This window comes from Gilvibacter sediminis (assembly GCF_028561565.1).
Classification (GTDB): Bacteria; Bacteroidota; Bacteroidia; order Flavobacteriales; family Flavobacteriaceae; genus Gilvibacter; species Gilvibacter sediminis.
Genome location: NZ_JAQQTE010000019.1, coordinates 320,862 through 343,012, shown reverse-complemented (window position 1 = coordinate 343,012; position 22,151 = coordinate 320,862). Strand labels below are relative to the sequence as shown.

Below are 22,151 nucleotides of genomic sequence, written 5' to 3'. Positions count from 1 at the left end.
ATACATTCAGGCATAAAAAAAGGACTTGCGATCGCAAGTCCTTTTTTGTTGATGGTTACTTATATGGTATTAGATTCCATCTGCGTCGTCTACCGCGTCTTTCACTGCATCAGCAGCTCCTTTAACGGCATCTTTAGCGCTATCAGCAGCACTGTCAGCAGCGTCTTTTGCATCTTCCATTGCACCTTCAGCAGCATCCTTAGCATCCTCTACGGCACCTTCAACGGCATCCGCAGCATCGCTAGCAGCTTCTCCAGCAGCATCCATAGCGTCAGAGGCAGCACCTTCAACTGCATCAGCAGCATCAGAGGCAGCGTCACCAGCAGCATCAGCAGCATCTCCTGCAGCATCAGCAGCATTTTCTACAGCGTCTTCAGCTTTCTTTTCAGTTTCTCTACAAGAGGTAAAAGAAACAGCCATAAGCACAACAAATACGCCTAAAAATAACTTCTTCATGATATATCTAGATTAGTGATTAAAGAACCAAATGTACCATTTTTTTTAACATTTTAACAAATTTCTAACAAATTATGGAATACTTACCTAAGGTGTGCATTTGGTCGATTTTATGCAGTTTTAGGCTGCTTTTTTGACGATTTTTCAACGGGACGTGATTTTTATAATTCGGAGATATTCCCAAGACTTGGAAAAATTCCAAAATTATAACTAAATTGAGGCATGCAACAGGATCTATCTACGGCGGCCATGCGCTTTAAAAAAGTACGTGAATCATTAGGTTTCACACAACAAGAGTTTGCCCAAAAGCTGGGAATCAGCAATTCTACTGCAGATATAGAAAGGGCTAAAACCAAATTGTCTGGAGCTGTGGTCATGGAGTTATTAAGACAGTTCCAGATCAACCCCTTATGGCTTTACGGGAAGAGTATTTCACAGTATTTATCTCCGGAAGGAGTCTCAGTGATGCCTAAGGTTATCACGGTCAATGACGCCGACCAAGAAAACATTCTTTTGGTTAGTCAACGGGCTGCAGCCGGCTATCCGCAAAATGTGGGTGATCCAGAATGGGTGCAGACCCTGCCGGCATTCTCCATTCCACTGCCGCAATACCGCAATGCCACTTATCGAGGTTTTCAAGTAGAAGGCGATAGTATGTTGCCCAATATTAGACCCAACGAATGGGTGCTAGGGCGTTCTGTTGGTGATCTGGGTGAAGCCACCAACAATAAAATCTACATTGTAGTGCTTCAAGATTCTGTTCTGGTTAAGAAGTTGGAGAAACTAGCAGATCCGAGCAAGGTGCGTTTGGTTTCTTTGAATGCTGCTTATTTGCCCATAGATGTTCCTGTGCAGTCCATTCAAGAACTGTGGCTGGTTAACAGTAAGATCAGTTTTGGTTTAGAGTCTGATGGAAACAACAGTTTGCTGCAACAATTGCAAGATTCTATGGACGAACTCAAAGGACAGATCAACAGATTACAGGCAGATGAATAATCAAGAGCTAGGCTTTGAGAGCCTTATTGAATTTTTGCAAAAATTACAGGCAAACAACTCCAAAGCCTGGATGGATCAAAACCGCAAAGAGTATCAAAGTGTGCGTGATTTTTACGTGGGTTGGTTAGATATGATGAATATTGAACTGGCTAAAATAGATCCAGATTATTACGACACTCCAGGTAAAAAGGCCATCAACCGTATCAATAACAATTTGATGTTTCATCCCAACCGCCCGGTTTATAAGGATCACTTCGGAGCGGGCTTGGATCAGCTCAGCAAACAAGGTGATTTTTATGTTGAGGTCAATACCGAGGATGTTTTTATAGGCGGTGGCTACTGGCATCCGGATCCAAAGTCATTGCGGAGCATTCGTCAAGCTATAGATTATGACGGCGAACGTTTGAAGGTTATCTTGGATAAACCTTCGTTTAAAAAGCAATTTGGAGGCCTCATTGAAGCAGACTCATTAAGGCGTGCACCAAAAGGTTTTGCAGAGGATCATCCGCATATAGATCTCTTAAAAAGAAAGGCCTTTGCAGTGAGTTGTCGATTACCCCATGAATTGCTTTTAGGTGATAACTTCAATAAAGAGGTGATTCGAATTTACAAAGAGATGCTGCCTTTTAGGCGCTATTTAAATCAGGCGGTCACCGTATAAACCCTCCAGGTGTTCCATGATCTGTCTCGTGGCACCGGTATTGCTATTGATGTAGTGTTCACAGATCATGCCGGTTTGCGAGCGGAATTTAGGATCTTCAAGCATTTTTGTGATGATCTCTGTAAAGCCTGCGGCGGAGTCTATGGCGTAGAGGCCTGCCAGATCTAACAATTTGATGGCCTCTGGAAACTGATCAAAATGCTGCCCGATGATAATTGGAACGCCAAAAGTAGCAGGCTCCAACACGTTGTGCAAGCCTGTGGACCCCATGGCGCCACCTACATAAGCTACATCGGCATAACTGTAAACTTTGGTCAGGTAACCTACCGTATCTAAGATTAGTATTTGCGCTTTTTTGAGTGCTTCCGGTGTCGCTTGGGTATAACGTACGGCCTGCGCTCCCAAGTCTTCCTGAAGTCTTTCAATACCTTTTGGATTCATGGAGTGTGGGGCAACTACTGTTTTTATACTCTGTCCGAGATCAGATTTGAGAAATCCTTTAAAAACCGCCTCGTCTTCAGGCCAGCTGCTGCCAATGACCAAGGTGGTCTGGCCTTGGCAAAAGGCATCCATAAAATCCAATCGGTTGTCTTGCTCTATCTGTCTGGATACTCTATCAAAACGCGTGTCACCGCTTTGCGTAATGTTCTCAAAACCGTATTCCTGTAAAAGTTCTCGCGAACTTCTGTTTTGGACAAAGATGTGATCCACCGTTTTTAAGGCTCTGAGAAGTAGACCGCCTTGAGGTTTAAAGAAGGCTTGGTCCTTTCTAAATAAAGCAGAGATCAACAGATTGGGAATCTCTCGCTGCTGCAACTCAAAAAAGTAGTTCGGCCAAACTTCATATTTCACAAAAATGGCCAGATCAGGCTTTATGATGTCTAAGAATCGCCGCGCATTTGATTGGGTGTCTAAAGGCAAATAGGTCACCACTTCTGCCAAAGCCGTTTGATGTTTTACCTCATAACCCGATGGAGAAAAGAAACTAACCACACGGGTCACCTCAGGATATTGTTTGCCAATGGCTTCTAGCACCGGCAGACCTTGTTCGTATTCCCCGAGAGATGCACAATGCATCCAAATCACTTTACCATGGCTTGGCATTTGTTTTTCCAGGCGCTCAAACAGTCCTTTGCGTCCTTTCACAAAAGACTTCATTTTAGGGCTAAAAAGCCCTAAGACGCCCAAAACAGGACTGCCCAAATGCGTCAAAATGTTGTAGATGGATCTCATAAAATTGCCTCAGGCTAAAATACGTTTCTTTGCCCAAATAGATTGCTAAGGCCCGCGTAATTTCGTAATATTGTTAAGCTAATTCATACCTGCTGAAATGAAGAAAATTCAAATGGTTGACCTCCAAGGTCAGTATCAAGAAATCAAAGATCAAGTAGACCGATCCATCTTAGATGTGGTTGGTTCTGCGGCTTTTGTAAACGGTCCAGAAGTGCACAGCTTCCAAAGAGAGTTGGAAGACTATCTCAGTGCCAAACACGTGATTCCATGTGCAAACGGAACCGATGCGCTGCAGATCGCCATGATGGGCTTGGGCCTAAAACCAGGTGATGAGGTCATCACTGCGGATTTTACTTTTGCGGCAACTGTAGAGGTCATTGCACTTTTACAGTTGACACCTGTTTTGGTAGATGTTGATCTGGTGAATTTCAATATTGATATCGCCGCCATTGAGGCCGCCATTACGCCAAAGACCAAGGCTATAGTACCTGTTCATCTCTTTGGCTTGTGTGCCAATATGGATGCGGTAATGGAATTAGCACAAAAGCACAATCTTTATGTCATTGAAGATAACGCTCAAGGAATTGGTGCCAATTTCACGGCAGCAAATGGAGGAAAGACAAAGACTGGAGTTATAGGTCATGTGGGCACCACCTCATTCTTTCCATCAAAGAACTTAGGGTGCTACGGAGACGGTGGCGCTATTTTTACTAACGATGATGATTTAGCACATACCATTCGAGGGATTGTAAACCACGGAATGTATAAGAGATACCACCACGATGTGGTTGGGGTAAATTCTCGATTGGACTCGATTCAAGCGACGGTGTTACGAGCTAAACTCCCGCATTTGGATCGTTATAACAACACCCGTCGTGATGCTGCTAGAAAGTATACAGCGGCACTGCAACACAGTCCAAATTTGATCACGCCAACAGGAAAGTGCGATACTGCAAATACGGTCTGCGACACCTGTGATTGTCACGTTTTCCACCAATATACTTTAAGAGTGACTAATGGAAAGCGTGATGCGCTAGTAGCACATTTGAATGAAAAAGGAATTCCTTGTGGAGTTTATTATCCAATTCCGCTACATCGTCAAAAGGCTTACCAAGATGAGCGCTATAATGAAGCGGACTTTAGTGTGACCAATCAGCTTTGTGAAGAAGTGATCTCGCTACCGATGCATACAGAATTGGATCAGGAGCAGATCGACTTTATCACAAAAACAGTTCTTGACTTTGTAGACAATTAATCGATGGCAGCTAAAAAAGTACTGGTAACAGGAGGTTTAGGGTATATTGGTTCGCATACTGTAGTTTGTCTGCAAGCTGCGGGTTATGAAGTATATGTAGTAGATGATTGCTCCAACAGCTCAGAAGCAGTGTTGGAAGGTATTGTCGCCATCAGCGGAAAGCAACCGCATTACACCAAATTAGATCTTCGCGATAAGAACGCCACTGCAGCTTATTTTCAGCAACATTCAGATATGGATGGAGTGATCCATTTTGCTGCTTCCAAAGCCGTTGGAGAAAGTGTTGCCGATCCATTAAAATATTATGAGAACAATATCTCAGGCTTGGTTTACGTCTTGCAAGGCTGTGTAAAACACGACATAAAGAATCTTATTTTCAGTAGCTCTTGTACGGTTTATGGACAACCAGATGAGTTGCCTATTGATGAATCTGCGCCGGTAAAACCAGCCGCTTCTCCTTATGGAAACACCAAGCAAGTAGGAGAGGAGATCATTTTAGAAAGTTGTGAGGCTTATGGTCTGGCGGCGATCTCGCTGCGCTATTTTAATCCTATTGGTGCTCATGAATCTGCTCAGATCGGGGAGTTGCCTTTAGGTGTCCCACAGAATTTAGTTCCTTTTATTACACAAACAGCTGCGGGGCTTAGAGATGAATTACAGGTCTTTGGAGATGACTATCCTACTCCAGACGGTAGTTGTATCCGCGATTATATTCACGTGGTTGACCTTGCAGAGGCCCATGTCATTGCCTTGAGCAGATTGTTGGAACAAAAGAACTCGGCCAATTTTGAGGTCTTTAATGTGGGTACTGGAGAAGGGAGTTCGGTATTTGATATCGTTAAGACCTTTGAATCGGTTAGCGGTAATTCCTTACCCCATAGAATTACAGACAGACGACCAGGAGATGTGGTAGCTGTCTATGCCGACACTAAAAAAGCAAATGAAGTGCTCGGGTGGAAAGCGCGTTTCAGCAATGAAGACGCTTTATCCTCAGCTTGGAAATGGGAACAGAAGATCCGTTCTAAGAAGTAGACCTTTCCCTTTTAATTAAGATACAATCCCAGCTTTTTGCGTTTCCTTACTGCGATCGATCTTTTTGATCAATCCTTGCAGTACGTTACCTGGGCCTACTTCTACAAAGGTCTCTGCGCCATCTGCGATCATTTGTTGCATACTTTGCGTCCAACGTACAGAAGCGGTAAGTTGTTTGATCAAATTCTCTTTGATAGCCTCCGGATCGGTAACGGCGGCAGCAGTTACGTTTTGGTAGATCGGACAGATCGGAGATGTGAAGTTGGTGCTCTCAATCGCTTCAGCCAACTCTTCACGTGCAGGTTCCATAAGCGGTGAGTGAAAGGCTCCACCCACAGGCAGCATCAAAGCGCGGCGGGCTCCAGCTTCTTTCAAGCTTTCACATGCAGCTTCAACTGCGGGAACTTCTCCAGAGATCACTAATTGACCTGGGCAATTATAATTAGCCGCAACCACAATGCCAGGAGTTTGCTCGCATACCTTTTCAACCACTTCATCATCTAGGCCCAGAACGGCGGCCATAGTTGAGGGTTGAAGTTCACAAGCGGCTTGCATCGCTAATGCTCGCTTAGACACTAGATTCAATCCGTCAGAAAAATTTAAGGCGCCACTAGCAGTTAAAGCAGATAGCTCTCCCAAAGAGTGTCCGGCTACCATATCTGGAGCAAAGTCACTTCCCATTACTTTGGCCAATATTACCGAGTGCAAGAAAATTGCAGGTTGAGTCACTTTGGTTTGCTTTAAAGCGTCGGCATCTCCGGTAAACATAATGTCGGTTATGGAGAACCCTAATTGCTCGTTAGCAGATTCAAACAGTGCTTTTGCCTCAGCAGATGCTTCGTAAAGATCTTGACCCATTCCAGTGAATTGAGCCCCTTGTCCTGGAAATAAAAATGCCTTCATAATGGTTTAATTTGGCGGTAAAAATACACTTTTTAGCTGTATTTGGTAAGGATGCGCTTTACGCCTGCTAAATAGCTGGCGCCAAATAAGTTGAGGTGCACCAGCAGGTAGTATAATTGATAGATATCTAGGCTAGATCTCCAACTGGGTGGTAATTTTTGCAAACGTCCATATTGCGTAAAAACGCGATCGGGAAATCCGCCAAAAAGGTCCATCATTGCTAAATCCATCAATGCAATTCCGTAACTGACCGCTGGGTCTATCAAAACAGCGCCTTGACTGCTTGCTAAATAGTTTCCGTTCCAAAGATCTCCGTGAATCAAGGCAGGAGTTTCTTGTGTGATCAGATCTTCAAGGTTTTTGTAAAAAGCATCGGTTTTAAGAGTGTAGCCTGCATCATGAGCTTGCGCAATTTGGGGCTCTATCCGGTCTAATATATAGTGATCTGCCGCAGATTTTTGCCAACTGTTTTGCTGCGGGAGCGCGCCGATGTAATTGTCGTGGTCTAAGCCGAAGTTTTGGTGCGAATTGCTGTGTAGTTGGCTTAGCTGCTGTGCAAAGTCGTCCCAAAAAGAACTATTTGTAGGTGTCGATTCCACATAACGCATCACCAAAGCGACGCTTGATGGAGTTGTGAATTCGCCCGCCAACTCAGGGGTTTTAAATGTGTTCGTGCTAGCTAAGAGTTGCAGACCTTTGTATTCTGCTTTTAAGGAGCCGATCTTTGATGTAGTGGAAGCAACTTTAGCAACCCAGGGGCCATTGTCTGTTTGTAATTTTAAAACCAGGTGCATATCACCCCCAAAGAGTGGCGTATAATCATGTATGCTACCCGTTTGCTTTTCAATTGCGCTTTGCAGCTCCGGGCCAAACATCCTATTTTCTCAAATAAGTTTCAAAGACGAATTCATAGGCGTGCTTTTCATCTTTGGGATGCTTCTCTGAATTGACCAACTTCCAGATGCGTTCATCAATATCCGGGAAAAAGGTGTCTGCTTCAAAAGCGCCGTGAACACGCGTCAGTTCTATTTTGTCGGCATGAGCCAATGCTTGTTTATAAATCTCTCCGCCACCAATAATGAAGGGATTAGCGTCATGCGCAGAAACTTCCAAGGCTTGCTCAATAGAGTTCACAACAATACAATTCGGGTTTTTGTACTCCGGATTTCTAGTGATCACCACATGAATTCGATTGGGCAGCAGTTTGGGAAAAGACTCAAAGGTCTTTCTTCCCATAATAATGTGATGCCCTGTAGTAAGTGTTTTAAATCGTCTAAAATCGATGGGTAAGTGCCAGACCAGATCGTTGTCTTTACCCAATTCATTGTTTGCTCCGGCCGCAGCGATCATGGTCAAGGTATTGTTGCGATCTCCTTTGTCTGGGCTCGGGGCTCCAGTATCAATGGAAGCTGCCATTTCAGCGATTTTAGCTTCCTGTTTTGCCTTGAGTTTTTCAAGCTGATTGGATTCCCATTCTTTACCCATGAACTTACTGGTAATGAATACGGTTGCGGCATGATAGAGTAGCAGGCAGAACCAAGCGAGAATCACCCAAACAAACCAATCGGTCATAAATTCTTCTCCGTATCCTAAAACCTTGTTTAAGATCACCATAAGCAGTGAACCGATCAAAAAGACCACAAAATGGGCAAAGAGTCTCTTCTTTTGGCGGATCCTTTTGGAGGCGTACTCAAATTGCTCTTTTTGGTCTTGATCTATCTTCGGTTTTTTGCTGGATTTTGAAAACATTCTCGCTACATTTATAAGATCAAAGTTACCAAAAATTACGCCGGTTCTGTCATGATAGATTTTGAGAATCAATTTCCGCCACTAAAAGAATTTACTTATCTCAATACCGCCTCGTCGGGGCTTATTCCTAAGCGCGTCATTGATTGGCGAAGTCAGCATGATCAAGACTTTTTAAACCAGGGAAGTATCTTTAGAGATGATCATAAAATTCTCATTGAAGAGATACGCAGAAAGGTGAGTACCTACCTTGGAGCTTCTATGGATGACATTGCTTTGATTCCCAATTTCACTTTTGGTTTTAATACCCTTTTAGAAGGATTTGACCCAAAGATGCGATTCTTGATGTTGGCTGGAGATTACCCTTCTTTGAATTGGCCGGTTGAACGCCGTGCCTTTCCACACCGATATGTTCCTATTGATGAGAACTTGGAGCGAAATATTCAGCAGGCTTTTGAGGCGGAAGTACCAGATGTTTTTGCCTTCTCATTGATTCAATACATCAGTGGAATTCGATTGAGTTTTGATTTTCTGGCTGATCTCAAACGCGCTTATCCCAGTACTTTGTTTGTCGCAGATTGCACCCAATTTTTAGGCACAGAAGCTTTCGATTTTCAGAATTCTCCTTTGGATGTTGTGATTGGGAGTTGTTATAAGTGGATGCTCTCTGGTTACGGTAACGGTTTGTTGTTTGTCAACGATGCTGCTAAGGAAAAACTATACCCCAAGGTGATTGGTTTTAATTCTACAGAGTACAAGAGTTTTGAGCGTGAAGATGCTCCTTTCAACAGGCTTTTTGAGCCAGGGCATCACGACACCTTGAATCACGGCAGTGTCGCTCACGCTATTGATTTTGTGCAAGAATTGGGGGCGGAAAATTGTTTCAATGCCCTTAAAGCCATTAAGGCGAATGCTATGGAGGCCTTTTTAGAACGCGGCTTAATTGACAAGTATCTCGGGGATCGGGAGGGGCATTCGTCAATCTTTAATTTGAAATTGACTTCTCAAGATTATTACCGCCTTCGTGAAGCTGGGGTTTTGACTTCCCTGCGCGGAGATGGTGTGCGGGTAAGTTTTCATTTTTACAACAGCACCCAAGACTTGGACCGACTGTTGCAACTCATTGATGAAGCTTAGTCAATAACGCTTACCCCTTTCCAAAAAGCAACGTGATCTTTGATCTCAGAGGCGGCGTCTTTTGGATTAGGATAATACCAAGCGGCATCTGGATTTTCAGAGCCATCCACACTTAGCGTGTAATAACTGGCTTCTCCCTTCCAAGGGCAAGTACTATGTGTTTGACTGTCTTTGAAAAACTCACTTTTGATTGTGCTAGGTGGGAAATAGTGATTTCCTTCTACCACTACAGTATTGTCGCTTTCTGCGATGATTTGATCATTCCAAATGGCTTTCATGGCTAACTGTTCTTTTTCTTGCGTTTTTTCTTCTTTTTCTTATCATCAGGATCTGCTGCGAGCGCGAAAATCACGGGTAGCGCATAGGTTACATTAACGGCCTCTCCATTGTTATAACCTGGCTGCATTTTTGGAAGCGAATTAATTACGCGTTCCAATTCTTGATTGACCTGCAGATAATCTCCACGGATCAATACATTTTCAATAGTGCCTTCTGCGCTGATCTCAAATTGGGCCGCCAATCGGTGTTGTCCTGCAGGCAATCCCAAATTACCGATAAGTTCCATGTCAAAATTCTTGTTTATGAACTTTGATATGCTTTCACTAAGGCACTTTTTCTGTTTGTCGTTGTCTCCTTTGCAATCAGGATACACTGGTACCTGCTCAACTCCAGCAAAAGGAACGGTTTTAGCATCTTGAGCAAAAGTCAAACTGCCGCTGGCCAGAATCAATAAGATCAGTAGTTGACGCATTATTTACCTGTTTTAAAAGTAAAAGGTACTTTATAGGATATTGCCTTGGGCTTACCGGCCAACATACCGGGTTTCATCTGTGGAATTTGAAGGATGTTTCTACGAGCTTCTGCTTGTAAAGCCTCGCTACCACCGCTGGTAGAAATGATCTCTACTTTGCCTTCAGTATTGATTTGAAAGTCGACAATAACGCGACCTTGGTCGTTGTTTTTGTAGGCTTCTGGCGGGTATTTAAAATTTTTGGCGATGTGTTTGGAGAGCATAGTTGTGAAGCATTTGTTCATTGCAGCAGGATCTCCGGATGTATCTTCGCAGCCGGGCCAAACCGGTGGAAGCTCACGCATGGTCACTTTGTTCCTATCTACAGTACCCCATTCTTCTTGGGCAAAGGAAACACTAAAGGTCAGGACCAAAGCAAAGGTCAATAGCAGTTTTTTAGTCATAGGTAAGTTGTTTTTGCCGATCTGTTTTGCAGTCGGTATCTGTTTAACGCTCAGTTGGGATCAAAAATTATACCGCAACCGCGCCTTTGATGTGCGGATGTGGATTATAATCAACTAAGGTAAAGTCTTCAAACTGAAAGTCAAAAATATTTTTGACCTCCGGATTGATCACCATTTTTGGGAGGGGTCTAATGTCTCTGGAGAGTTGAAGCTCCAATTGTTCAAAGTGATTGCTGTAGATATGGGCATCTCCAAAGGTGTGGATGAAATCTCCAGCTTCGTATCCGCATACTTGCGCGACCATCATTGTAAGCAGTGCGTAAGATGCAATATTAAAAGGTACTCCTAGAAAGATGTCTGCAGAACGTTGATAAAGCTGGCAAGACAGCTTACCGTCAGCTACGTAAAACTGAAAGAACGCGTGACAAGGTGGTAAGGCCGCTTTTCCATTAGCCACATTTTCTGAGAAGCTTACAGAGGTGTCTGGCATTACGCTTGGGTTCCAAGCACTCACCAACATTCTACGGCTGTCTGGATTGGTCTTAATACCTTCTATCACTGCGGTGATCTGATCGATCCCGTCAGAGTTCCAGTTTCTCCACTGGTGTCCGTAGACCGGTCCCAGGTCTCCGTTCTCATCGGCCCATTCGTTCCAAATACGCACGCCGTTCTCTTTGAGATAGTCAATATTGGTATCGCCTTTTAAAAACCAAAGCAGTTCATAAATGATGGATTTCAAATGAAGCTTTTTGGTGGTCACCATTGGGAATCCTTCACTGAGATCAAATCGCATTTGGTAACCAAAAACACTTTTTGTTCCGGTTCCCGTTCTGTCTGTTTTGGTTACACCTTCTTGCAGTACATGGCGTACCAGGTCGTGATATTGCTTCATAAAATTCGGGCTAAAACTGGTTCTAAAATAGCAAAAAAGGGAGCAAATTGCACCTCGGTTTTAGTCGGATTTCCAATAGTTATTAACCGATCAGCATTCCGGCAATTGTAGCCGTAAGTAAGGCGGCAACGGTGCCTCCAATAAGCGCTTTGATTCCAAAGGCAGCAAGGGTTTTGCGTTGCGAAGGAGCCAATACCCCAATTCCTCCAATCTGGATTCCAATAGAAGCAAAGTTGGCAAATCCACAAAGGGCGTAAGTGGCAATTACAATGGAGCGGTAGTTAGATAAAGCTCCTGAATTTTTAAGCTCACTTAAAGAAGCGTAAGCAAAGAATTCGTTGAGAATGGTCTTCTCTCCCAAAAGTTGTCCAACGGCAACCATATCCTCCGCAGGAACACCAATGATCCAAGCGACAGGCGCAAAGACATTACCTAAAAGGAACTGCATGGAGAGTCCGTCATAACGACCGTCTGTTGCAGCAACGATAGTGTCATTGAGACCCGTAGGTGCTCCAATCATATCCATAGTGATCCAATTGAAAACAGCCATCACAGCGGTAAAGACCAAAAGCATGGCACCCACATTTACCGCGAGTTTAAGCCCTTCTGTGGTACCTCGACTAATGGCGTCCAAAAGGTTACTACCAATTTTATCTTTAGAGATGTCTAACCTTCGGTTGACCTCTTCTGTCTCCGGGTACAACATTTTTGCAATGATGATCGCTGCCGGAGCTGACATGATGGAAGCCGTTAATAAGTGCTTGGCAAAAATGGCTTTTTCGGCATCACTTTCTCCCCCTAAAAATGCAATATAAGCGGCAAGCACACCACCAGCAATGGTGGTCATACCTCCAACCATCAAACAGAGCATTTCAGACTTGGTCATTTTATCCAAGTAAGGCTTCACTACTAAAGGCGCTTCTGTTTGTCCAATAAAGATATTGGCTGCTGCGGCAAGACTTTCTGCACCAGACAGGCGCATGGTCTTACTCATTACCCAAGCAAAGCCTTTTACCAAGCGTTGCAACACGCCTAAATAATAAAGTAAAGAGGTAAATGCAGAGAAGAAAACAATGGTTGGCAATACCTTAAAAGAAAAGATATATCCAAAGGTTTCCGTGTCGCTGACCAAGCCTCCAAACAGGAATTCAGCTCCGGCTTCACTAAAGTTTAGGAACTGTACTACTTTGGCAGAAAGCCAGTCAAAGGCATCGGCAACGGCGTCTACTTTTAAGACCAATACGGCAAAGATCAGTTGTAGACTGAGTCCGCTGAAAACCAAACGCCAATTGATCTTGCGCCTATTGCTGGAAATCAAATAACAAACGCTCAATAAAAAGAACATTCCTAAAGCACCGCGCCAAAGGCTGTTCAGGCTTAGGCCTACGCCTTGGTCCGTGTCTAGGGCTAAAGATTCGGTCTTTTCTTGGATTATTTCCTGAGTGAAACTGTAGCGCACTCCATTTTCAGTAAAATTGAAGACAGAGTCGTTAAGGGTTTCAATGCGATACCTTCTTATGGTATCAAAAGGTTGTTCGTAAAAGAATACGAGTAGATCGTTTTGACGGGTGTAATCTCCGCTGGCTACTAAAGTATCTTTAGCCGAGAGGCTGTAGTGAAATCTATTGCCCGATAAAACAAGGCTATCTAAGTCTTTGTCTATTGAAAATAGAGACTCTCCTGTAGTTTTTTCAATGGCATCAAATTGCCAGGTTCCTTCTTCTGACTGTTGAGCAACAGTTTGAGTTATAGCCGCGAGGCCAATCAGCAACAGGAAAAGTTTTTTCAACATTATTTAGGAACGTTTGGAGATCTCATCGCGAATGCGGGCTGCCTTTTCGTAGTCTTCATTGGCTACGGCTTGATCCAGCATTTCATTGAGCTCTTTTAAGGTGTAGCCCGTATAGTCTTCGCTCTGAGCGCTTGAAGGCTCATCTGCGATCAATTGTTCTACTAAAGACGGTGCTTCTTCGGCTTCTTCATCCTGAGAAGTTCCCTTGAGGAAGATTCCAGCCTTGTCTAGGATGTTCTTGTAAGTAAAAATAGGCGCTTTAAATCGCAACGCAAGCGCGATAGCATCACTGGTTCGCGCATCGATGATCTCTTCGATCTTGTCGCGCTCACAAATAATACTAGAATAGAAAACTCCATCCACCAATTTATGAATGATCACCTGCTTGACCTGAATGTCAAAACGGTCTGCAAAATTCTTAAAGAGGTCGTGGGTGAGTGGTCTGGGTGGTTTGATTTCCTTTTCTAAAGCGATGGCGATGGATTGGGCTTCAAAGGCTCCGATCACAATGGGAAGCTTGCGCTGTCCATCCACTTCACTCAGGATGAGTGCATAAGCACCATTCTGTGTTTGACTGTATGAAATTCCTTTGATATTTAAACGGACCAGACTCATTGATGGGTAGAATAAAGAAAGGCTGTTAAAACAGGACTTTTCCCATGTTTAACAGCCCTTTATTCGGATGCCAATTTAACAAAAATTACGCGTTATTGGCTTTAAATTGCTTTAATTTTTCGGTCAATCGTGGAACCACATCAAAGGCGTCTCCAACGATCCCATAATCCGCTGCTTTAAAGAAAGGCGCTTCTGGATCTGTATTGATCACTACCTTTACTTTAGAGGAGTTGATTCCCGCTAAATGCTGAATGGCTCCAGAGATTCCAATAGCGATGTACAAGTTAGAGGCTACTGGTTTTCCAGTTTGTCCAACGTGTTCGCTGTGAGGTCTCCAACCCATATCACTTACGGGCTTAGAACAAGCAGTTGCAGCACCAAGGGTGTCTGCTAAGTCTTCAATAAGGTTCCAGTTTTCAGGTCCTTTCAAACCACGTCCACCAGAAACTACTACTTCTGCATCGGCGATCGTTACCTTATCTGTTGCTTTGTCTACAGAAGTCACTTCAACGCCGTTGTCTCCAGCTAGTTCAACACTAAAAGCTGAAGCAGCCGCAGCACCGCTGTTCTCGTGTAATCCGTAGGCGTTTTTTGCCAAACCGATCACAGTCACATCGGTCTTTAACTCATTAATAGCAAAGGCCTTGTTGGTGTACACTGTAGATTTAACTTTCATCGGGCTGGTGCTTTCTGGAAGTGCAACTACGTTAGGAGCATAAGCAGCTCCGAGTTCCACGGCCAAAAGAGGCGCCAGATATTTACTGTTTGCGCTGGATGAAACCACAACGGTCTTCGCTCCTGCGGATTTTGCAGCTTGCGCTAGGGCAGCGGCGTAATTCTTTGCATTGAAGGTCTCCAAAGCAGCATCGTTGATCTCCATCACCTTATCGGCTCCGTATTTGCCTAGATCTGCAGCGTTTCCACCATTAATACTAACAGCAGTCACCTCTCCGCCCATGGCGTTGGCAACACCTTTGGCGTAAGAAGTCAATTCAAGAGCTACTTTCTTAAAGGATCCTCCTTCTGATTCGGTATATACTAATACTGACATAATTCTTCTTTTTACCTGTGATTAAATCACCTTGGCTTCGTTGTGTAACAATTCGATTAATTGATCCAAGTTTTCAGGATCTACCATGGTCACGGCTCCTTTAGGTGCTGGCTTTTCAAAAGCAGCGGTCGCAGCATGAGCCTCTGCAGCATCTGCAGCAACTACATGTAAAGGTTTCTTTCTGGCCATCATGATCCCACGCATGTTTGGAATGCGAAGGTCACTTTCTTCCACTAATCCTTTTTGACCACCAATAACCAAAGGAAGGCTGGTCTTTACAGATTCCTTTCCTCCGTCGATCTCGCGAACCGCAGTAGCATTGCTACCGTCTACTTCTAGATTGATACAAGTATTCACAAAGTTGGCGCCCAACATGGCTGCCATCATTCCCGGTACCATTCCGCCATTGTAATCAATGCTTTCACGACCTGCAATAATAAGGTCATAACCGCCGTCTTGAGCAACTTTGGTCAATTGCTTGGCTACAAAGTATCCATCTGTAGCTGGGGCATCCACGCGGATGGCCTCATCAGCACCAATGGCTAGGGCCTTGCGCAAGGTTGGCTCTGCACTGGCATCTCCAACATTGGCAACGTGCACGGTAGCACCTTGCTTCTCTTTGAACCACATGGCGCGGGTCAGACCAAATTCGTCGTTAGGATTGATCACAAATTGAACACCGTTGGTGTCAAATTGGGTATCGTTATCGGTAAAATTAATTTTGGATGTAGTGTCTGGAACGTGACTAATACACACTAAAATCTTCATAGTTCAGACTTTTTTTAAGCTGTTTTTTACTGTTGTCAAAGTTACCACTATAATTTCGAATATTTACTATGCACGCATAATAAATTTTCAAAAAAATTGCACTTATTTCCATTTTCATGTGGTGGTGGAGACGAATAAATAGTATTTTTGTTTTTCTCAAAAAATGAAGGAGTTGTTCGATCTGAGATCGACTTGAAATCCAAAGCGATAAATATGAAAACCATACAATTTAGAGAAGCAATAGCAGAAGCGATGAGCGAAGAAATGCGTCGCGATGAATCCATCTATTTAATGGGAGAGGAAGTGGCCGAATACAACGGTGCTTACAAAGCCTCAAAAGGTATGTTGGATGAGTTTGGACCTAAGCGCATTATTGATACCCCAATTTCTGAACTCGGTTTTGCCGGGATCGGAGTAGGGAGTGCCATGAACGGTAACCGTCCAATCATTGAATTCATGACCTTTAACTTCTCTTTGGTAGGAATTGACCAGATCATCAACAACGCCGCTAAGATGCGTCAAATGAGTGGAGGTCAGATCAACATTCCTATGGTTTTCCGCGGGCCAACTGCTTCTGCAGGACAGCTTGCTGCAACGCACTCTCAGGCCTTTGAAAGCTGGTACGCCAACTGTCCCGGTCTTAAAGTGGTGGTTCCTTCTAACCCAGCCGATGCAAAAGGATTGCTCAAAGCGGCTATTCGCGATGACGACCCGGTGATCTTTATGGAGTCCGAACAGATGTATGGCGATAAAGGAGAGGTGCCAGAAGGTGAATACCTAATTCCTTTAGGAGTTGCTGACATCAAGCGCAGCGGTGACGATGTAACTATTGTCTCTTTTGGAAAGATCATCAAAGAAGCATACAAAGCTGCAGATGCTTTGGAGAAAGAAGGTATCTCTTGTGAGATCATTGACCTGCGTACGGTACGCCCAATGGATCACAATGCCATTTTAGAGTCTGTAAAAAAGACCAATCGTTTGGTGATCCTAGAAGAAGCGTGGCCGTTTGGTAACGTCGCTACAGAGATCACTTATCAAGTACAAAGCCAGGTCTTTGACTATTTGGATGCTCCTATTGTAAAGATCAACACTGCCGATACCCCGGCTCCATATTCTCCTGCATTGTTAGAAGAATGGCTTCCCAATAGTGAAGATGTTGTTAAAGCCGTTAAAAAAGTGCTTTACAAATAAAATCTAGGCGCAATTTTTGCGTTCTAACTGCTTCAGAACAGAAGCGGCCCTGGCCCCCATTGTCTATGAGAGAACAACTACTTGTCTTCCTCTTACTCCTTACGTCTTTGAGCTTTGCTCAAACTAAGATCAGTGGAGAAGTGTTTGACGAGTTTGGAGAGCCCGTTCCCTTTGCTAATGTAATTTTCAAAGATTCCTCAGAAGGTACCATTACCAACGAGAATGGTCGGTTCTATTTAGAATCGGACACCACTTACGATGCCGCTGTAGTTTCCTTTTTAGGCTATACCACCAAGGAAGTTCCGCTTAGCAGTCGTACTACCTATAATATGAAGATCGAGTTGGCTGAAGAAGCCTCCAGCTTGGGAGAGGTGGTCGTATTCACGGGGAAGCAATCCAAAAAAGACAATCCTGCGATCGATATTTTAAGAAAGATCTGGGAGAATCGTCGGGAGAATGGAGTCAAGAAATTCAATCAGTATCAATACGAGAAGTATGAAAAGCTGGAGTTTGACTTAAACTCTATAGACTCCTCCTTAATTAAGAGTAAGATCTTTAGAGGGATGGAATTCATCTTTGATCAAACCGATACCTCTAAAATCACCGGTAATACTTATCTGCCCATCTTCATTAACGAGGCTTTTTCCAAGATCTACGGAGACAATATCCAAAAGCTCCAAAAAGAGATCCTGGAAGGAAACAAGAATTCGGGTTTTAGTAACAATCAGACCATTATTGAGTTTGTCAAGGATCTTTATTCAGAATATGATGTCTACGACAATTATATCAAATTCTTTGACAAAGCCTTTACCAGTCCGCTTTCGCGCACTGGGATCAATGTCTATAACTATGTGCTTTTAGATTCTGCCTATATCGGTGATAAGTGGTGCTATAATATTGTGTACTATCCCAGACGCAAGAATGAGCTGACCTTTAAGGGTGACTTTTGGGTGAACGATACTACCTGGGCCATTAAGGAGATCAATATGCAAGCCAGTAAAAGTGCAAACTTGAACTGGGTGCGTGAGGTGTACATTGAGCAAGAGTTTGACGTACTCAACGATTCGATCTTTTTGATCACTCGTGATTACTTCTTGAGTGATTTTAGTATTCAGAAGAAGGAAGGAGCGCGCGGTATATACGGAAAGCGAACCACGCTTTATGACAATTACCAATTTGACATTCCCAAAGAGCGCGACTTTTATAAAGACCAAGTAGATCCCTATGATTTTGAGGTGTACAATAGACCGGATGAATTTTGGGATAAGAATCGATTGGAAGCCTTGAACAAGGATGAAAAGCAGATCTACACGCTATTGGACACCTTGAAAACGGTGCCTCGATTCAAGACCTTATACAATATTGGTAGTGTTTTGGCCAGTGGCTACTACGAATTCCCCAACTTTGATTTTGGGCCCGTTTTTTCCATCTTCGGATTCAATGAAGCTGAAGGGTTGCGGGTGCGTTTAGGAGGGCGGACCTATTTTGGCCGCAACGATATGTGGCGTATTGAAGGCTTTGGGGCTTACGGCTTTAGGGACGAACGTTTTAAGTTCGGACTCTCCGGGAAGTGGTTGCTCGATAGGCGCTCCCGATTCATCATTTTTGGTGGTCACCGAAAGGATACCGAACAAACTGGAGCTTCCTTGACCAATACCAATGACGTGCTTGGAAGGAACCTGGCATCATCGGCTTTGATTACCGTGGGAGCTAATGACAGACTTACGCGGATCAATCTGAGTACCGCTGGTTTTGAGTTTGAACCCTATAAAAACTTTGTTTTCAGAACGACAGGTTCGTTCCGAACATTAACCTCGGCTACAGATACTTTTAGCCTAGACTATTTTGATGAGAACGGCAATGTACAATCCGAGGTAAGGCAAGCAGAGCTTTCTACAGGATTGTTTTATACACCGGGTCGTAAGACGTCGGGTTACGGAGTAGAACGCACGGTGATCAATGATGGTGGATTTGCCTCTATTTTTGTGGGAGCCACCTTTGGGATCAAAGACGTCTTTAACAGTGACTTTGAATACCAAAAACTGCAAGCGCTCTATACACAACCTTGGAATATTGGTGGTTTTGGGCGTGCTTTTACCACCATTGAGGTGGGGAAGATCTTTGGAGAGGTGCCGCTGAGTTTGTTGAGTCCAATTCCTGGGAACCAAACACTGTTTAGTATTTACAACACCTTCAATCAGCTGGATTTTTACGAGTTTGTCAGCGACACTTATGCCTCTTTCCACTTACAGCATGACTTTGGAGGGCGCTTCTTTTCACGAATTCCAGGTTTGAGAAAGCTCAACCTAAGAGAGGTCATCGGGTTTAGAGCGGTTTACGGTGAGATCTCTGATGCTAACATCGCCCTAAACGCTTCAAATATCCCTTATCAAGCCCCAGAGGACATCTATTGGGAATGGAGTGTTGGGATCGGGAACATCTTTAAGATCTTCCGTTTAGACTTCAATTTTAGAGGAAACTACCTCGACAACCCCGATGCACGCCGCTTTGGCATAACCGGAACTTTTGGGTTTAGTTTTTAGTCGAGGGGGTTCATACTTCTTATTAGCCTTGAGTTCAAGGGTTTTAATTCGCTAGTATTCAATTTTTTAGACATCGCCTTAATTCGGCGGCTATATTTGCGTTTCTAAATTTTATATCCCGACTGATTTCATTACTTTTGCGGTCGCAAATTGAAAGTCAACTAAAAATAGAAATATGTTAGAATCAAACATTATTTGGGTACCTATTGCACTCGCTGTGCTAGGTCTTCTATTCATGCTTGTAAAGATGAGCTGGGTGAAGAAGCAGGCTGCCGGAAACGAGCGCATGCAATCCATCTCTAAAAGTATCAAAGAAGGTGCATTGGCCTTTTTGAATGCTGAGTACCGTTTGTTATTGATCTTTGTTGTGGTTGCATCCGCAGCATTGTTTGGAGTGTCTCAAATGGTTGAGACCACAAGCATCATGATTGTTCCTGCATTCATCCTGGGTGCATTCTTCTCAGCTTTGGCTGGAAACATCGGGATGCGCGTTGCGACAGAAGCAAACGCACGTACTGCAGAGGCAGCTAAGACAAGCCTTCCACAGGCATTGCAAGTTTCCTTTGGTGGTGGAACAGTAATGGGATTAGGTGTAGCCGGTCTTGCTGTATTGGGTCTGAGCTTACTATTCATGTTCTTCATTGGACAGTTTATGGGTGCTGATGGCTCTTTCTACGACAACATGACCATTGTACTTGAAGCGCTTGCAGGATTCTCTCTTGGTGCAGAAAGTATTGCACTTTTTGCTCGTGTTGGTGGTGGTATCTATACCAAAGCTGCTGACGTTGGAGCTGACCTTGTAGGTAAAGTAGAAGCGGGTATCCCAGAAGATGATCCACGTAATCCTGCAACAATCGCAGATAACGTTGGTGACAACGTAGGAGACGTTGCCGGAATGGGAGCTGACCTGTTTGGTTCATATGTAGCAACTGTATTGGCTGCCATGGTATTGGGTAACTATGTTATTCGCGACATGAGCGCAACAGCTGCTTACACAGACGCATTTAACAATATGGGGCCGATCTTACTTCCGCTAGTAATTGCTGGGGTTGGAGTATTGGCATCTATCTTAGGAACCTTCTTGGTTCGTATCAAAAATAACGACGCTAAAGAAGCGCAGGTACAGAAAGCCTTGGATATGGGTAACTGGTTTGCGATCATCATTACTTTGATCGCTAGTTACTTCCTTATCGGTTGGATGTTGCCAGAGACCTTGACCATGAACTTCTTCGGAGAAGGGGCTAAGGAGATCGCTTCTATGAACGTATTCTGGTCTGCATGTATCGGATTGGCCGTTGGAGCCTTGATTTCTTTCGTTACTGCATACTACACTTCTCTAGGGAAGAAACCAGTACTAGATATTGTACAGAACTCAGGAACTGGAGCTGCAACAAACATCATCGCTGGTCTAGCTGTAGGTATGAAATCTACACTGTGGTCAGTATTGCTTTTTGCTGCTGCGATCTACGGTTCTTATGAGCTTGCTGGATTCTACGGAGTTGCACTTGCTGCTTCTGCTATGATGGCAACTACTGCTATGCAGTTGGCAATCGACGCATTCGGTCCTATCGCAGATAACGCCGGTGGTGTTGCTGAGATGAGTGAACTAGAAGAGCACGTACGTCAACGTACAGACATCCTTGACTCAGTAGGTAACACAACTGCTGCTGTTGGAAAAGGATTTGCAATTGCTTCTGCAGCATTGACTGCTTTGGCCTTGTTTGCTGCTTATGTAACCTTTACCGGTATCCAGGGGATCAACATCTTTAAGGCTGATGTATTGGCCGCTCTCTTTGTAGGGGGAATGATTCCTGTAGTATTCTCTGCCTTGGCTATGAAGTCTGTAGGTAAAGCTGCTATGGAAATGGTAAAAGAAGTACGTCGTCAGTTCAAAGAGATTCCTGGAATTATGGAAGGAACTGGAACTCCAGAGTACGCTAAGTGTGTTGACATTTCAACTAAAGCTGCTTTGAGAGAGATGATCGTTCCTGGACTGATCACTATTTTGACTCCTATCGCAATCGGTTTGATCTTCGGTGCTGAGCCACTAGGAGGTTATATGGCTGGTGTATGTGTTAGCGGTGTGATGTGGGCGATCTTCCAGAACAACGCTGGAGGTGCTTGGGACAACGCTAAGAAATCATTTGAAGCTGGAGTTGAGATCGACGGTGAGATGACTTACAAAGGTTCTGACGCGCACAAAGCGGCTGTAACTGGAGATACTGTTGGTGATCCATTTAAAGATACTTCTGGACCGTCTATGAACATCTTGATCAAATTGACTTGTTTGGTTGGATTGGTAATTGCTCCGATCTTAGGAGGTCACGGAGAAGAGGCTTATGCTGATAATGTGATTGAAGCTGCTAACGTAAAATTCGTTTCTGAAGATGGTACTACTACCATCATCAAAATGAACGGAGACGCTACTGCTTTGGCAGAAGGAACTGAAGACATCACGGTTGAGGTGACTATGGACGAGGATGCTGAAGCAACTGCTACAGCAACTGTAAAGATCACTAAAGACGGTGAAACTACTACAGAGACCTTTACTGGAACTCCAGAAGAAGTTGAAGCTAAGGTGGAAGCTTACAAAGAGGCAGAAGGTGCTACAGTAGATATTGAGATCGTAAAAGAAGTGAAAAAGGTAGTAGATGGATCGTCTAAATAAAAGACCTTTTATATATAA

Annotated in this window: 21 protein-coding genes; 8 read left to right on the top strand and 13 right to left on the bottom strand. The window is 43.9% G+C overall.

Features of this window, described 5'->3' with window-relative positions:
- Positions 1 to 69: 69 nt before the first annotated feature.
- Complete coding sequence (locus POW22_RS11980) at positions 70 to 456, bottom strand: hypothetical protein (RefSeq protein WP_272832938.1); 387 nt, start codon at positions 454 to 456, stop codon at positions 70 to 72.
- A 222-nt stretch (positions 457 to 678) separates the two neighbouring features.
- On the opposite strand from POW22_RS11980, the gene POW22_RS11975 reads away from it, so the two are divergent.
- Entirely contained in the window at positions 679 to 1,452 is a 774-nt protein-coding gene (locus POW22_RS11975) for an XRE family transcriptional regulator (RefSeq protein ID WP_272832935.1), read from the top strand.
- Complete coding sequence (locus tag POW22_RS11970; protein WP_272832934.1) at positions 1,445 to 2,113, top strand: DUF2461 domain-containing protein; 669 nt, start codon at positions 1,445 to 1,447, stop codon at positions 2,111 to 2,113. Before POW22_RS11975 ends, POW22_RS11970 begins: the two co-directional genes overlap by 8 nt.
- On the opposite strand, the gene POW22_RS11965 is transcribed toward POW22_RS11970, so the two are convergent.
- Positions 2,090 to 3,346 carry a 3-deoxy-D-manno-octulosonic acid transferase gene (locus POW22_RS11965; protein WP_272832933.1) on the bottom strand — a complete coding sequence of 419 codons (1,257 nt, stop codon included), beginning with the start codon at positions 3,344 to 3,346 and terminating at the stop codon, positions 2,090 to 2,092. The two genes, POW22_RS11970 and POW22_RS11965, sit on opposite strands and share 24 nt — an antisense overlap.
- 97 nt (positions 3,347 to 3,443) lie before the next feature.
- Here POW22_RS11965 and POW22_RS11960 point away from each other — a divergent pair, with 97 nt between their 5' ends.
- Positions 3,444 to 4,601 carry a DegT/DnrJ/EryC1/StrS family aminotransferase gene (locus tag POW22_RS11960; protein ID WP_272832932.1) on the top strand — a complete coding sequence of 386 codons (1,158 nt, stop codon included), beginning with the start codon at positions 3,444 to 3,446 and terminating at the stop codon, positions 4,599 to 4,601.
- Between the two features lie 3 nt (positions 4,602 to 4,604).
- A complete protein-coding gene (gene galE, locus POW22_RS11955) occupies positions 4,605 to 5,633 on the top strand; it encodes a UDP-glucose 4-epimerase GalE (RefSeq protein ID WP_272832931.1) in 1,029 nt (342 codons plus the stop codon).
- A 15-nt stretch (positions 5,634 to 5,648) separates the two neighbouring features.
- Here the strand turns inward: galE and fabD are convergent, their stop codons facing one another.
- Genes fabD through POW22_RS11940 form a run of 3 tightly spaced genes read right to left on the bottom strand, consistent with a single transcriptional unit; the run spans position 5,649 to position 8,285 of the window.
- Positions 5,649 to 6,536 (bottom strand): ACP S-malonyltransferase, encoded by an 888-nt coding sequence (fabD, locus tag POW22_RS11950; protein ID WP_272832930.1) that lies wholly within the window; start codon positions 6,534 to 6,536, stop codon positions 5,649 to 5,651.
- A gap of 32 nt (positions 6,537 to 6,568) precedes the next feature.
- Positions 6,569 to 7,411, bottom strand: a complete 843-nt coding sequence (locus POW22_RS11945; RefSeq protein ID WP_272832929.1) for a fructosamine kinase family protein — start codon at positions 7,409 to 7,411, stop codon at positions 6,569 to 6,571.
- Position 7,412: 1 nt separating this feature from the next.
- Positions 7,413 to 8,285, bottom strand: a complete 873-nt coding sequence (locus POW22_RS11940; protein WP_272832928.1) for a dihydrofolate reductase — start codon at positions 8,283 to 8,285, stop codon at positions 7,413 to 7,415.
- Positions 8,286 to 8,336: 51 nt separating this feature from the next.
- On the opposite strand from POW22_RS11940, the gene POW22_RS11935 reads away from it, so the two are divergent.
- Positions 8,337 to 9,419: an aminotransferase class V-fold PLP-dependent enzyme gene (locus POW22_RS11935; RefSeq protein ID WP_272832927.1), complete on the top strand. Its 1,083-nt coding sequence runs from the start codon at positions 8,337 to 8,339 to the stop codon at positions 9,417 to 9,419.
- Here the strand turns inward: POW22_RS11935 and POW22_RS11930 are convergent.
- From POW22_RS11930 to POW22_RS11895, 8 genes are all read right to left on the bottom strand, one after another.
- Positions 9,416 to 9,697: a DUF427 domain-containing protein gene (locus POW22_RS11930; RefSeq protein WP_272832926.1), complete on the bottom strand. Its 282-nt coding sequence runs from the start codon at positions 9,695 to 9,697 to the stop codon at positions 9,416 to 9,418. The two genes, POW22_RS11935 and POW22_RS11930, sit on opposite strands and share 4 nt — an antisense overlap.
- A 2-nt stretch (positions 9,698 to 9,699) precedes the next feature.
- A complete protein-coding gene (locus tag POW22_RS11925) occupies positions 9,700 to 10,170 on the bottom strand; it encodes an energy transducer TonB (protein ID WP_272832925.1) in 471 nt (156 codons plus the stop codon).
- On the bottom strand, positions 10,170 to 10,613 hold the full coding sequence (locus tag POW22_RS11920) for an energy transducer TonB (RefSeq protein WP_272832924.1): 444 nt from the start codon (positions 10,611 to 10,613) through the stop codon (positions 10,170 to 10,172). The genes POW22_RS11925 and POW22_RS11920 overlap by 1 nt, the downstream gene beginning before the upstream one ends.
- 67 nt (positions 10,614 to 10,680) lie before the next feature.
- Positions 10,681 to 11,505 (bottom strand): thymidylate synthase, encoded by an 825-nt coding sequence (locus POW22_RS11915; protein ID WP_272832923.1) that lies wholly within the window; start codon positions 11,503 to 11,505, stop codon positions 10,681 to 10,683.
- Between the two features lie 82 nt (positions 11,506 to 11,587).
- A complete protein-coding gene (locus tag POW22_RS11910) occupies positions 11,588 to 13,297 on the bottom strand; it encodes a NupC/NupG family nucleoside CNT transporter (RefSeq protein WP_272832922.1) in 1,710 nt (569 codons plus the stop codon).
- 3 nt (positions 13,298 to 13,300) lie between these two features.
- Positions 13,301 to 13,912 carry a bifunctional nuclease family protein gene (locus tag POW22_RS11905; protein ID WP_272832921.1) on the bottom strand — a complete coding sequence of 204 codons (612 nt, stop codon included), beginning with the start codon at positions 13,910 to 13,912 and terminating at the stop codon, positions 13,301 to 13,303.
- An 85-nt stretch (positions 13,913 to 13,997) separates the two neighbouring features.
- On the bottom strand, positions 13,998 to 14,963 hold the full coding sequence (locus POW22_RS11900) for an electron transfer flavoprotein subunit alpha/FixB family protein (protein ID WP_272832920.1): 966 nt from the start codon (positions 14,961 to 14,963) through the stop codon (positions 13,998 to 14,000).
- A gap of 21 nt (positions 14,964 to 14,984) precedes the next feature.
- Positions 14,985 to 15,731, bottom strand: a complete 747-nt coding sequence (locus POW22_RS11895) for an electron transfer flavoprotein subunit beta/FixA family protein (protein ID WP_272832919.1) — start codon at positions 15,729 to 15,731, stop codon at positions 14,985 to 14,987.
- Positions 15,732 to 15,923: 192 nt separating this feature from the next.
- Here POW22_RS11895 and POW22_RS11890 point away from each other — a divergent pair, with 192 nt between their 5' ends.
- The 3 genes from POW22_RS11890 (at position 15,924) to POW22_RS11880 (ending at position 22,133) form a co-directional block, all read left to right on the top strand.
- Complete coding sequence (locus tag POW22_RS11890; protein ID WP_272832981.1) at positions 15,924 to 16,922, top strand: pyruvate dehydrogenase complex E1 component subunit beta; 999 nt, start codon at positions 15,924 to 15,926, stop codon at positions 16,920 to 16,922.
- A gap of 65 nt (positions 16,923 to 16,987) precedes the next feature.
- Positions 16,988 to 19,465, top strand: a complete 2,478-nt coding sequence (locus POW22_RS11885; RefSeq protein WP_272832917.1) for a DUF5686 family protein — start codon at positions 16,988 to 16,990, stop codon at positions 19,463 to 19,465.
- A gap of 175 nt (positions 19,466 to 19,640) precedes the next feature.
- Entirely contained in the window at positions 19,641 to 22,133 is a 2,493-nt protein-coding gene (locus tag POW22_RS11880; protein ID WP_272832915.1) for a sodium-translocating pyrophosphatase, read from the top strand.
- Positions 22,134 to 22,151 lie beyond the last annotated feature (18 nt).